The organism is Thalassotalea coralli, assembly GCF_055786205.1.
In genome coordinates, this window is the sequence record NZ_JBVVBK010000005.1 from 208,629 (window position 1) to 221,614 (window position 12,986).

13 protein-coding genes are annotated in these 12,986 nt (G+C 39.5%); 7 read left to right on the forward strand and 6 right to left on the reverse strand.

Translation table 11 applies throughout. The features are described 5' to 3' along the window. Window positions 1–400: 400 nt before the first annotated feature. The 4 genes from ACOB80_RS14065 to ACOB80_RS14080 all read right to left on the reverse strand — a co-directional run bounded on the left by ACOB80_RS14065 (window position 401) and on the right by ACOB80_RS14080 (window position 2,944). On the reverse strand, window positions 401–1,303 hold the full coding sequence (locus tag ACOB80_RS14065) for a hypothetical protein (protein ID WP_473166483.1): 903 nt from the start codon (window positions 1,301–1,303) through the stop codon (window positions 401–403). Further along, entirely contained in the window at window positions 1,303–2,160 is an 858-nt protein-coding gene (locus tag ACOB80_RS14070; RefSeq protein WP_473166484.1) for an ABC transporter ATP-binding protein, read from the reverse strand. Before ACOB80_RS14070 ends, ACOB80_RS14065 begins: the two co-directional genes overlap by 1 nt. 8 nt (window positions 2,161–2,168) lie before the next feature. Further along, the gene (locus tag ACOB80_RS14075; protein WP_473166485.1) at window positions 2,169–2,528 is read right to left on the reverse strand and encodes a GntR family transcriptional regulator; all 360 of its coding nucleotides are present in this window, start codon (window positions 2,526–2,528) and stop codon (window positions 2,169–2,171) included. Between the two features lie 122 nt (window positions 2,529–2,650). Beyond that, on the reverse strand, window positions 2,651–2,944 hold the full coding sequence (locus ACOB80_RS14080; protein ID WP_473166486.1) for an ArsR/SmtB family transcription factor: 294 nt from the start codon (window positions 2,942–2,944) through the stop codon (window positions 2,651–2,653). Window positions 2,945–3,064: 120 nt separating this feature from the next. Here ACOB80_RS14080 and ACOB80_RS14085 point away from each other — a divergent pair, with 120 nt between their 5' ends. From ACOB80_RS14085 to ACOB80_RS14110, 6 genes are all read left to right on the forward strand, one after another. After that, window positions 3,065–3,961: a permease gene (locus ACOB80_RS14085; protein ID WP_473166487.1), complete on the forward strand. Its 897-nt coding sequence runs from the start codon at window positions 3,065–3,067 to the stop codon at window positions 3,959–3,961. Between the two features lie 120 nt (window positions 3,962–4,081). Next, window positions 4,082–4,438, forward strand: a complete 357-nt coding sequence (locus ACOB80_RS14090; RefSeq protein ID WP_473166488.1) for a hypothetical protein — start codon at window positions 4,082–4,084, stop codon at window positions 4,436–4,438. Between the two features lie 106 nt (window positions 4,439–4,544). Further along, window positions 4,545–6,569: a tryptophan halogenase family protein gene (locus ACOB80_RS14095; RefSeq protein WP_473166489.1), complete on the forward strand. Its 2,025-nt coding sequence runs from the start codon at window positions 4,545–4,547 to the stop codon at window positions 6,567–6,569. A gap of 261 nt (window positions 6,570–6,830) precedes the next feature. Next, a complete protein-coding gene (locus ACOB80_RS14100) occupies window positions 6,831–9,554 on the forward strand; it encodes a TonB-dependent receptor (RefSeq protein WP_473166490.1) in 2,724 nt (907 codons plus the stop codon). A gap of 229 nt (window positions 9,555–9,783) precedes the next feature. After that, the gene (locus ACOB80_RS14105; protein WP_473166491.1) at window positions 9,784–10,473 is read left to right on the forward strand and encodes a CPBP family intramembrane glutamic endopeptidase; all 690 of its coding nucleotides are present in this window, start codon (window positions 9,784–9,786) and stop codon (window positions 10,471–10,473) included. Window positions 10,474–10,570: 97 nt separating this feature from the next. Then, complete coding sequence (locus tag ACOB80_RS14110) at window positions 10,571–10,984, forward strand: hypothetical protein (RefSeq protein WP_473166492.1); 414 nt, start codon at window positions 10,571–10,573, stop codon at window positions 10,982–10,984. Window positions 10,985–11,010: 26 nt separating this feature from the next. On the opposite strand, the gene nudC is transcribed toward ACOB80_RS14110, so the two are convergent. Both nudC and ACOB80_RS14120 read right to left on the reverse strand, forming a co-directional pair. Beyond that, entirely contained in the window at window positions 11,011–11,964 is a 954-nt protein-coding gene (gene nudC / locus ACOB80_RS14115) for an NAD(+) diphosphatase (RefSeq protein WP_473166493.1), read from the reverse strand. Further along, on the reverse strand, window positions 11,957–12,307 hold the full coding sequence (locus tag ACOB80_RS14120) for a winged helix-turn-helix transcriptional regulator (RefSeq protein WP_473166494.1): 351 nt from the start codon (window positions 12,305–12,307) through the stop codon (window positions 11,957–11,959). The genes nudC and ACOB80_RS14120 overlap by 8 nt, the downstream gene beginning before the upstream one ends. Window positions 12,308–12,616: 309 nt before the next feature. Between ACOB80_RS14120 and ACOB80_RS14125 the strand changes: the two genes are divergently transcribed. Further along, window positions 12,617–12,973, forward strand: coding sequence for a VOC family protein (locus tag ACOB80_RS14125; protein ID WP_473166495.1), 357 nt, complete (start codon window positions 12,617–12,619; stop codon window positions 12,971–12,973). Window positions 12,974–12,986 lie beyond the last annotated feature (13 nt).

Here is a 12,986-nt window from a genome sequence, read left to right on the forward strand (position 1 = left end):
TAACGCAAATGATAACCATAATCACTTACCTTTTTATTATATTTAAAAATAATAAAAATAAAACACTCTATTTTTAAAGAAAATATTCATCAAAGGATTGAGTTATTGACGTACAACAGAAGTCAGGATGTAAAACTAAATTAATTATTAGTATCGCATTTGAGAGGAGAACAGGACGATAGTTAAAGGTGCATCCGAATTAACTGATCGTTAAAAGAGATAGAGTACATTTAACCCTATATAAAAATTAAGTATTACCTAAAACATGAAGACAGTCGCAATCAACCAGCTATCAAAGTTTGCTCCAATAATTAATAAGGTCAAAAGCACCTAGCTGATTAAGATATAAATGTATCATAGCAGCTAAGGTGCTCTTTCTTATAGCTTTGAAAAACAATTGTTAATTACGATTTTTACGTAACCACATTGCCGAATATAGCATCGCCCCAGAAAGTATAAGCGCTATAACGCTAACTTTATCCGCCAGAGCACTCCAAATAGCCATTTTACTGCCATTTGCTAATTCTGTTCGAATATTTACATTGTCTGTATGGGTAAAGTTAAAGTAGTCACTCAACATAGAGCCAAAAAATGGTTCAGGTAGGTGCAGGTAGCTGGTAATAAACGCTTCCACCATTAACACCAATGCTACTGGTAATATAGCCCATAAAAATGGCGCTTTATTCGCAAAAATAGAAGCGAGCATTAACCATGCAAACAATGGCAACATCCATAAGGCAAACGGAATAATATTAAGCCATACAATCAAGATATTTGATATCCAATCGCCAGACCACAAGATACCCCATAGCGAGATATCGTAACTCGATGAGATAACCCCCATGCCGATAGTGGCCAGTATCAAGCCTATGATAACGACACCTGTCGCCACTAAGAAAAATACCGCTGGAATGACAAAAGCACCAAACACTAACTTATAAAGTACCGAATGTGTATCTGATACAGGCAATGAACGCCAAAATACGGCAGACAAGTCTCGCTTTTCATCAAACAAACAAGCGACAAAATAGTAGAGTTGAACAAAAAATGCAGTAATCGCGAACGGCATAAAAATAACGCCCAGCATGCCGACGACAAATAGCCCAATTTGTTCTGTATGTTGCATAGCCTCTAAGTTCTTTAAGCCCAATTCAAGGTTATGATGCACTATATTACCTAGCATTAAGTTAATTGCCGGAAACAGTACCGTAACCGCAACAACTAAAATGGGAAGTATCGTTAAAATACCCTTATATTCCCAAAATTCTTTTTTAATGTTTGCGATATGTGGAGTTAAGTTCATTAGTAAGACTCCTTAGTCATCATGCCAACAAATACATCCGCTAAAGACGGAGACGTAACTTGCCCTAGATCCGCAAGCTGCTGACTAGGTACTTGATCAAACAACATCGACGTAAGCCCCATTAAACTGTTTTGATAAATAGGGTTTAGTTTACTGGCGTTTTCTAATTGCTCGTTGGCGACAGTCACTAGTTTAAAGCGCGACATAATTTCTTCTGTGCTTTCTGCAAGCACAATTTTACCTTGTTGAATAAAAGCAACGTCGGTAAGAATATGTTCGATTTCTTCGATTTGGTGAGTCGTCACAATAATGCACTTACTTTCATCATAAAATTCATCAAGTAAATGCTGGTAGAATTGGCGACGGGTTAAAATGTCCAAGCCAAGCGTTGGCTCATCTAGTACTAGCACTTTTGCATCTATGGCTAGCATTAATGCTAGGTGTAATTGAGCCACCATACCTTTTGATAAAGACTTAACCTTAGCGTTTAAACGAACGTTTGTTTTATTAATAAAATGCAGGGCTTTGTCTTTATTAAACTTTGGATGAATAGACTCCATGTAGTCGACTAACTGTTTAGCTCTGATCCATTTAGGTAGCACGGCGACATCTGCAATATAAGCAACATCTTCCAGCATTTTGGTGCGGTCTTTATGAGGTGAGTGTTCAAGCACTTGAATATCGCCTTGATAATCCGTTAACCCTAACATGGCCTGAAGACAGGTTGATTTTCCCGCACCATTTGGACCGACTAAGCCTAGAATTTGTCCAGGATAAACCTGCAAACTCACATCATTTAGTACTTGCTGGTCACCGTAAGATTTATTGACATTATTGATCGTAATTAATGGTTCCATTGCCCCTCCTACTTCGACGCCTGTGCTGCGAATAGAGTTTCTACGTCCAGTTGCAACCGATTTATTTGTGTGAGAACTTGCGGCCACTGCTCAGTTAAAAACTGCTCCCGCTCTTTGGCTAAAACCTTTTCCTTAACACCGGTTAAGACAAATAGCCCCTTGCCTCTTTGCTTTTCTACGATCTGTTCATCTTGTAACATTTGATATGCCTTTGACACGGTTAACGGGTTTAGCTGATATTCTGCCGCAACCTTGCGAACAGAAGGCAAAGCTTCTTCTTCTTGAATAAAGCCGTCTATAATTCTTGCAATGACCTGTTGATAGAGTTGCAAGTAAATAGGCTTATCTTGTTGCCACTGGTTTACCATTAGCTTTCCTCACTGTAATACCTATATAGTGTTATACCTCACCAATACACTTAGGGCAAATTTTGCTCAGAAGCTAAATGTAACGAATTATGAATAAAATTTAGACAATCAAGCTACAAGGCTTATTTTTGCTCATCTATACAGCACTCATCTTGTAAGAAACCGATAACTCTTTCGAGTTGTTCATATTGGGCAATACAAAACAAAGTGCGACCTTCTCTGCGCTGAAGAACAAGGTTTGCCGAGACTAAACTGCTAATGTGATGGGACAGGGTTGAACCAGGTACCTTTAACGCTTCTTGGATATCACCAACAGCAATGCCTGACTTTCCTGCTCTGATCACCATACGATAAATAGACAAACGCGTGGTATGTCCTAACTCTTTTAGCGCCTTTGCAATGAATTCAATCTCCATGAAAGCCTCGTTTAATACAAAATTTCACTTTATATTTCGATATTACTAGAAATATCTTGATTTGTGAACCTCACTGCCTTATATTTCGAATATTCTAGAAATATAGTTTTGGAAATTATTATGCTTTATGACACATTAAATATGTTTGCCTTTTTATTAGCAGAGTTAACACTGCTCTTTTTACTGATAAGTTTTGGTGTAGGTATGCTGCAGGAAAAACTACCCAAAGAAAAAATTCAATCTATTTTGAGCGATAAAAAAGGAAAAGGTTATTTAACCGCTGGCTTTTTAGGTGCTATTACCCCTTTTTGCTCATGCTCAACGATACCATTTTTAAAAGGGTTACTCAGAGCTAACGCCGGCTTTGGCACCATGATGGTGTTTTTATTCGCTAGTCCCTTACTTAACCCAATTATTATCGGTTTGTTCGCCGTTACTTTCAGTTGGCAAGTGGCGTTATTTTACTTTCTTATTGCAATGTCGGTATCTGTTATTGCAGGGATACTTTTAGAAAGATTCGGCTTTGAACGTTTTATCAAGCCTGAAGCACTCGCTCCAGTAAAAAGTAATAATTGTTCAGGTAATACCGGATGTTCTCAACAAGAAATGAGTAACTGGCGTAAAGTTTGGCGTTCAACCTGGCAAGACTTTAAAAAGGTATTTCCTTACTTATTTGTCGGTATAGCTATTGGTGCCTTCATCTATGGGTACATGCCCACAGAGTTAGTGGCAAAGTACGCTAGCGATGATAACCCTTTTGCTATTATTGTTGCTGCAGTGATTGGCATACCACTTTATATTCGAGCTGAAGCTGTTATTCCATTATCTGCTGCACTAGCGGCAAAAGGTATGAGTTTGGGTGCGGTAATGGCATTAATAATCGGTAGTGCGGGTGCAAGTTTAACAGAAGTTATCTTGTTAAAGTCTATGTTTAAAAAGCAACTAATCTTCGCATTTGTCACTGTGATTATTACCATGGCGATATCCGCAGGGTTTGTGTATAACTTGATTTTTTAACTCAACCCGCAAGAAAAAGAGAAGCGTTTGTCTAGGCTTCTCTTTTTTCATTTCATATTTTTGTCATCAAAGTTCAATATATTGCGCGCCACCAAATGCTGTTAGTTGTTATTGAATTCGTTGAAACCCTATATTTTTTGCCAAATCGTATTATTTTCCTTATTACTCGGTTGCGCATCTATCTTACCTATTGAAGTCGACCCTATTAAAATAGAACACAGCGCCCTTGAAAGGCCAACTGCTGCTTGGTTTGCTTGCCAGCAGCATAACGACTGCGCTTTAGTGGAAAACAAAAAGTGCACGCTATCTTCGGTAAATGGGAACTATATGCAAAAACTAATTTTATGGGAGCGACACGCACAAGGCTCTCAACAAGATTGCCGTTCCCGCCCTAAAAGCAAGAAATTTCACTACATTGCCGTATGTGAGCTTGAGCAATGTGCCACCAAAAGAGCCTTAATCAACTCAACAAAATAAACAATCTTAAACCTAAATAAACAAATCATTGCGATACCTTCCTCTAGTCGCCCAGTTAGTTTTATAGTATATATACTATTAATATTGAGATGGTGAGGTAATAAATATGGACGAAAGTGGAAATATCACGTCTATCGTAGTTGTTGGTGGTGGTACTGCTGGCTGGATAACCGCTGGGCTCATCGCGGCAAAGCATGTAAATAATAACTCCCCTATTTCAGTTTCGCTCATTGAATCCCCGTCTATTCCTACTATTGGCGTAGGCGAAGGTACTTGGCCTACCATGGTAAACACCCTGCAGCAATTAGGTATTAGCGAACTAGATTTTCTTCAGCAATGCGATGCGTCTTTCAAGCAAGCTTCGAAGTTTTGTCAATGGGTAACCGGTGAAAACGATGATAGTTACTACCACCCCTTTTCAATGCCACAAGATTTCGACAAAGTTAACTGCGTACCAAGCTGGCACAAACAAACCAGCGATCAATCTTTTGCTCACACAATTAGCCTGCAAGCGCATTTATGCGATTTAAAAAAAGCGCCAAAACAAGAACGCATGAATGACTACGAAATGGTTGAAAATCATGGTTACCATTTGGACGCAGGAAAATTTACCCAACTATTAACAAGGCACTGCACTGAGAAACTGGGTGTGCAGCATATAAGAGATGACGTTATTCAAATAGAAAATGATGATAACGGCGACATTAAACACTTAGTCACTAAAAACAGTGGAGAGCTTATCGGTGACCTGTTTATCGACTGTACCGGTGGTGCAGCACTGCTTATCGGTAAACATTTTAATATTCCACTGGTAAAGCAAGATCACATCTTGTTTGTCGATAAAGCAATCGCCGTTCAAGTTCCGTACAATGACCCGAATCAAGATATAGAGTCAGCAACTTTATCGACAGCTCAATCTGCCGGCTGGATTTGGGATATCGGCCTGCCGACACGAAGAGGTGTTGGTCACGTGTATAGTTCACGCCATATCGATGCAGCAACAGCTAAACAAGAATTAGTCGACTATTTAGCAAAATCTGTGGACAACCCAGAGCGATTTACCTTTAGAGAAATTGATATAAACCCAGGATATAGGGAAAAGTTTTGGTATAAAAACTGTGTTGCCGTTGGCATGTCGGCCGGCTTTCTCGAGCCATTAGAAGCGTCAGCGTTAGTGATGATAGAAACCGCCGCAAAAACCATCGCTCTGCAATTGCCCGCACACCGTCAAGCCATGGATGTGGTCGCTGATCATTTTAACGACAATATGACCTTTCGTTGGCAACGAATCATCGACTTTTTAAAGCTTCATTACATGCTAAGTAAACGTGAAGACACTGCATTTTGGCGAGACAATAAAGCACCAGAATCTATTCCTGAATCGTTAACAAATTTACTTACTTTATGGCGCTACCAAGCACCGGTTAATAACGGTTTTTTAAGCCCCTATGATTTGTTTCCTGCTGCCAGTTATCAATACATTTTGTATGGTATGGGCTTTACAACCTATGACAATAGTATAGGAAACAAAGAAAGAGAAACAACACTAGCTCAAGAAGCTATCGCAAAGGTTAAGCAGCGCTTAACCAAAGTACCACCGCTGTTACCGAGTAATAGAGAGTATTTAGAGTCTATTTACAAGAAGAATCCACACAAAGTCGTTAATTTAGCCACTGACACCTGTTCAAACTGGCGATACGTTGATTTTACTCAACTTAACTCCCTACAGCATAAACTCCCTTTGTTTTTTAAAAAAGAACCAAACGGGTTTTCATGTATTGCTTTAGTAGGGTTAGATAAGCATGACTTCTTAATAGATAATGCTGAAGTTGATGAAAAAGACTATTTAACAAAGCCCTGTGCCAGCAACGAACACATCGCATTAACAGAAGATTTATTAGCTAATGCATTGTTAGAGCCTGTATCTTTAGATATTACTTTAAACGATAAATCTTCGGTGAAAGTAAACGGTCTGCACGTAATTAAGCAAAGTGAATTAGCAAAAAGCTCGACGGATCCTGCCATGTCAGCATTTAAACATCGTTGGGCAAAGAATATCGAAATGCTCAACAACTCACTTCAACACGTACCTAAACTTATAAACGCTAAGAATTTAGCTACAAGCCTTTAATAACGTTTAGTTATTAAAGGCTTAACCTCCTCCGTAATTTTTCAAAATAGTTTTTATCCTCAAAAGCCAGATACCATGCTGGCTCTTTCACTTTGTTACATCTATTACAGAAAATACTTTAGGTTAAACGTTTACATTTACATCGTATTTATACTAACATCACATTTATACTATAAATAATATAGTATTTATTATACGACCATATTATAAAAAATAATCGTGTAATTCGAACAACGAATAACAGGTCACTAAGGAATACACATGAAAACAAGAAAGCCTTTTAAACTCAGCTATCTATCTTCATTGTTGATGTTGAATTTAGGTCTAGCACCCGCAGTTCTTGCACAAGATGCAGAAGAAAAGAAAGCCAAAGACGACGAAACAGAAGTCATTACCGTATCAGGTATCCGTAGTAGTTTAATCACCTCTATGGGCGTAAAACAAGACGCCGGCAATATCGTTGATGCCATCACTGCAGAAGATATTGGTAAGTTCCCTGATCAAAACGTTGCCGAATCCCTGCAACGTATTACAGGTGTTTCAATTGACAGAAGCGGCGGTGAAGGCCAATTGATCACTGTTCGTGGTATGGGCCCAGAATTTACCTCTGTTCTTATGAATGGCCGTACGTTAGCAACGACCAGTGGTGGTCGTGCATTTAGCTTTGACATTTTAGCCTCTGAATTAATCAATGGTGCTGAAGTTCACAAGACACAGTCAGCATCGTTACAAGAAGGTGCTATCGGTGCAACAGTAGATATCAGTACTTTCAAACCAATGGATTTTGACGGTTTTCGAGCAGTAGGTTCAGCCAAAGCACTTTACGATGAAATGACCGGCAAAACTAAGCCACAGTTTTCAGGTTTAATCAGTAACGTTACTGACGATGGTAAATTGGGTGTTTTAGGCTCTTTCTCTTACTACCAACGTGAAAGTCGTTATGATGAAGCAAATACAGCTTACTACTGGAAATCTACCAATGAACTAGATGGCGTTGATTACGGTGAAGTTTACTTTCCGCAAAACTACGACCAAATCGCACAAACAGAAACTCGTGATCGTTTAAGCGGAACATTAGTTTTACAATACAAACCACACGATGATTTAACTATTACTGCAGATGCCCTTTATTCATCATTAGATGTTGAGTATCGCCAAGATGTTTTCCCTATGTGGTTTACTACTAGCAATATTAGAAACCCTGTTTTAGATGAAAATAATACCGTTGTTAAAGGCCATTTCGTTAACTCTGCAATTGAAACGTTAGTTCGTCAATCAGATGCAAAAAATGAACTTTACGCAGTTGGTTTAAACTTTGATTGGAAAATTAACCGCGACTGGACTTTAGTTGCAGATATCGCAGCATCAAAAGCTGAACACGATCCTGGTCAGGGCTGGTCTGATGTTGTACTAGGTCGCCCAGGCGAATACACCTACGACAGATCATCAGGCGACCTAATTCCTACGATGACGTTTGACCCATTTAAAGAAGGTGAGACTTTATTCCAAGGTTGGGCTTCTTTACAAGGTACAGCGGTTGAAGATGAAGTATTAGAAGTAAGAATTGATAATGAATACGTTATCGAGAAAGGACCTTTAGTAAAAGTTGGCTTTGGTGCACATTACTCTGATCGAACGCTAGGTTCTACGTTCCATGAAACGGAACGTCCAATGCCTTGGATATATGGTGACAATAGTGAGCGTATCGAAATTCCAGCAGAATTTTTATCAATTTATAATGCTGACGGCTTCCTATCAGGCGGTTCAGGTAATGCAACGGAGTTTTGGCCAACGTTCAACTCAGATCAGATATTCGCGTATTTGACAAGTGACGCTGTAGTAGACATGTTAGACGATCCAGATGTGGTTCGTGATATCATTGCACGCAACGGTGGCTTCAACATGGTTGCAGATCCAGAAGCATATGAAGTCAATGAAGAGTTGATGTCTATTTATATCGACGCTTTCTTCGAAGGTGAAGTTGGTGATATGCCTTGGGCAATCCAAGCTGGCTTGCGTTATGTTGAAACAGAAAGTACGTCTACTGGTCAACAAAAAGCGTTATTAGACCTTGAGCCTTTCCAAGATGAAGGTAAAGAGCCTTCTGTTCGTCCTATTTACAGCGATGACTTTACCGTTGTCGAAGTTGGAAACAGCTACGATAACTTGTTACCTAGCATCAATGGTAAGTTAGAAATCACAGATGAATTGGTGTTTCGTTTAGCTTGGTCAGAAAGTATCACTCGACCTGAGCTAACTGAACTTAAGCCCGTAACATCATATAGCCAAGGTGAAATTGACAAGCTTACAGGCAGTGGCGCTAACCCTAAACTTATGCCATTTGAATCAACTAACATTGATTATGCGTTAGAGTGGTACTATCAAGAAGGCAGTTACGCTGCTATTGCTGGCTTTAATAAAGACGTAGATGGTTACTTAGATTCAGGGGTTACAGAAGAGACGGTAACCGTACCGAGCGGTACTTACCAGTTCGACATTTATCGTCCTGTTAACTCTCACAGCACTAAAATTGATGGTATCGAACTTGCGGTTCAGCACATGTTTACGTCTTTACCTGCTCCATTTGATGGTTTAGGTGTGATTGCCAACATGACCTTTGTTGACAGTGAGTCTTCAGAAGATGCCGAATCTGATGTAAAACTACCGCTGATTGGTTTAGGTGATTCGCAGAACTTTATCTTGTTCTATGAAAAAGACGCCTTCCAGTTCCGTGTAGCTTACAACAATCGTGATCGCTTTATGCAATCTAAGCCTCTATCATGGCGTGATGGTCACTACGTCGATGATTACCACCAAGTAGACGTGAGCGCGAGTTACGATGTTAATGATAACTACACTGTATTTTTCGAAGGTATCAACGTGACTAACGAGCTATACATTAAGAATGCAGAATACACGAACCAAACGTTATCTGTTATTGAAACAGGTCCACGTTACACTGTCGGTATTCGCGGTAAATTCTAAGCGTACAGATAGCAAGACTAAAAGTGTTTAATTAGTTAAACACAACAAGTATTAGCTAAAATAAAAGCCTCGTTTGCTCTATCCCAAGGGAGCATTCGAGGCTTTTTCAACTCTACCACGCCCTGTATATTTTTCATTCAAACCAAGGTAAGCTAAACAATAGCGGTTGTGAAACCACTTTCAAAATTAAGAAAACTCATTCGTCATTTAAAACCTTTGAAAAAGAGATATGGATATTTCCACCAATAACCGACTTGGCTTTGCACTCGATTTACTCATTTATCTATCGGTAATGTTTCTTATCCGAGAAATTTACTTTGAATCCCTGCCCTTTATAGCTAATGGCTTATTTTGGTCGCTAACCACTTTAGCTGTTGCTACTTGGCGTATGTCTGCAAGAAACATTCGCTGGAAAGACTTAGGCTTAACTTTCCCTACCGATAAAAAACAATTTATCTTTGCCTTAGCTTTTATTCCGGCGTGTGCCATTGGTTCAATAATTTTCTTTAAAATGATTTCCAGTGGGTTAGGATGGGAATTGGCACCAGATCAGTCAAATACTAATGCACCCAGTAAATTTGGCGACCTTTATCAAAACTGGGGATTGTTTTTCATCATAATGCCTTTCGTATTATTACAATCTGCCTTAGAAGAGCTGTTAGACAGAGCCTTTCTAATCACTTGGCTTGAAAAGCTCATTAGCCACCCAATTGCTGCCACGGTATTTGCGGTGATAACACAAGCATTAATTTTTGGCTTTCGTCATAGTTATGATATATCGGAGCGTTCGATCACAGTTGCGCTTATTGGATTAGCGATGGGCATCGCTTATGTCTGTTTTGGTCGTAACTTATGGGCGTTAATCATTATTCATTGTGTTTTTAATTCTGCTTCAATGATAAGTAGAGTAACCGGATAATTTGATAAACTTATCATTAAGTTGCTAGTGACTTAGATAGCCACACCCCTTAACATAGAGAGCAAAATAAAAAGGAATAAACCAAGGAACCTATTCAATGGAAAGCTCTTCACCTTTTGCCGCTGAATGGCAACTATTACAAAGCCAGTACCATGACTACGAGCGCCACGCTCTATATCTGAAAGTATTTGGCTTCATCTTGTTAGCAATTGCGCTAGTAAATAATGCACCTCCTATAATGGCGTGTATTGTGTTTGCCCTTATTTGGTTACAAGAAGCAATTTGGAGAACCTTTCAATCTAGAGTGCAAAGCCGCATTGTCACGTTAGAAAAAGCGATAGCTGGAAACGACAATAACCAACAATTAGCTTTTCAACATCACAGCCAATTTTTAGCCAATAAACCAGGCATTGTAGGCTTATTTGGGCAATACCTTAAACATGCGTTCGCTCCTACTGTTGCATTCCCTCACGCACTATTTGTCATTGGCTACGCACTTTTAGCAGGATAATAGCACAGACCATTTCGCTATCGCCTTTACGTTTTTACCTCTTCACACCAGCTATCAATTAAATACCGAGCAATAGATAATTTGCTTGGTATTTGTGTGTTATCTCCATCGTCACCCCAATCGTCGAACGACAGCACTTCTTCACGGGTACACCACTTAGCATGGGTTAATTCATTCTCATCGATACACAAAGTACTATTTGATACTTGCACGCGAAACCCAACCATAATCGATGCAGGAAAGGGCCAAGGTTGAGAACAAACATAAGATAACGACGTTGCTTTTAGACCAGCTTCTTCATAGATTTCTCGAACAACGGCCTCTTCTAGCGACTCTCCCGGATCCACAAACCCCGCTAAAGTCGATACAACCTGCCCTCCTGTTCGTTGATGTCCAGCCAGCAAACAGCGCCTTACACCTTGGCTATCTGTATGCTCAACTAACATAATAACAACAGGATCGGTACGTGGAAAAACCAGCTGCTGGCAACTGATATTCGTGCATTTTTTTGCATGTCCTCCTTCTTCATCAGCTAAAGGGCTGCCACAGTAACCACAATGTTGATGTGAACGATGCCAATGGCAAAGTTGCTTAGCAAAGCCTAAAATGGGCAACCAATCTGGAAGCACCTTATCAGCACTTGTTCGAACGTCTAACCACTGCAATTGTTGTTCTTTGTTAACAATGTTTTCTAGCTCTGAGGCTAAAATAGACTCTTGTAAATGGCTGACGTCGATAACAAATAAACTGATATTTTCATCTTCACCAAGATAAATATGCTTAGTTAAATGTTCACTTTTTTTCTGTAGTTCAGCACTAATGGTGATTAAATTAAACTGAGAACAAAAAGCAAATTTGCCACGATAATGAAGCACATATTCAGTGCTGGCTGATGAGGATTGTTGCTCAATCCAAAGCGCAGATTTTCGCTTATCTGCACTGCGCTCTAGCGGCATTTGGGAAAATGGTAAACTAATCATTGTTTATCACTCCTTGCTTCGCTAACTCACTCGACCAATCTTGCGACCATGGGCCTAATTGCACAAAAATAGTGACTAGCGACTTACCTTGTTCAGTTAACTGATAGCCTTGGCCTCCTTTTTCTACAAGACAACACGCCATCAGTTCTTTTAATCGAGTATTCGCCAATGTTGGCGATATACCATCACATGCTTCTTGCAAGCTTCGAAAAGTTAAACTGCGTTTATTAAGTTGCCAAAGAATGCCTAAAGCCCACGTTCGGCCTAGCAAATCAATAATCGCCATGATGGGTTTCCCCGTTTCTGAGCCGCGAACAGGCGTTCCTGGCAATGGAATATTCATAAAAATTCCCTGTAGAATAAATTTAATGAGCGCTTTACCTTAAAGATAGGGCGCTACACTTTTAGTAGCAACCTATAATAAACATCAGATCGGTAAGTAGCAACTTTTTCTGATAATTCCCTTACAAAAGAGTTGCTATCACACCCATATCTACTGCAACAGGATCGAAATTAATCGCTCGACTTGAATCTAAGCTCGTGATTAGCCATAGTACTTCTCTACAAGAAATTACGCCTATGACTTTTGAATAGTCAAAACTATCAAAAAGCTTTTTAGAATAATAATTTAGATAAAGATCAAGGAACATTCATGTCTAATCACGACAAAATAAACTATGTTGAACTACCTGCCACGGCTTTAAGTGAAACAAAAGCTTTCTTTACTCAAGTATTTTCATGGCAATTTCAAGATTACGGCCCAGAGTATAGTGCTATTATTGACGGTGGAATTGACGGCGGCTTTTATCAATCAGAGCAAATTGCCACCACTGCGACCGGCAGTGTTTTAGTCGTTATTTATAGTGATGAACTAGAGGCGACTCTAGCTAAAATTGCGCCTGCAGGTGGTACAATAGTTAAAGATATTTTCAGTTTTCCCGGTGGAAGACGCTTTCATTTTACTGATCCTAGCGGCAATGAATGGGCTGTTTGGTCAGACAAAACGTAATTCAATTTACTTT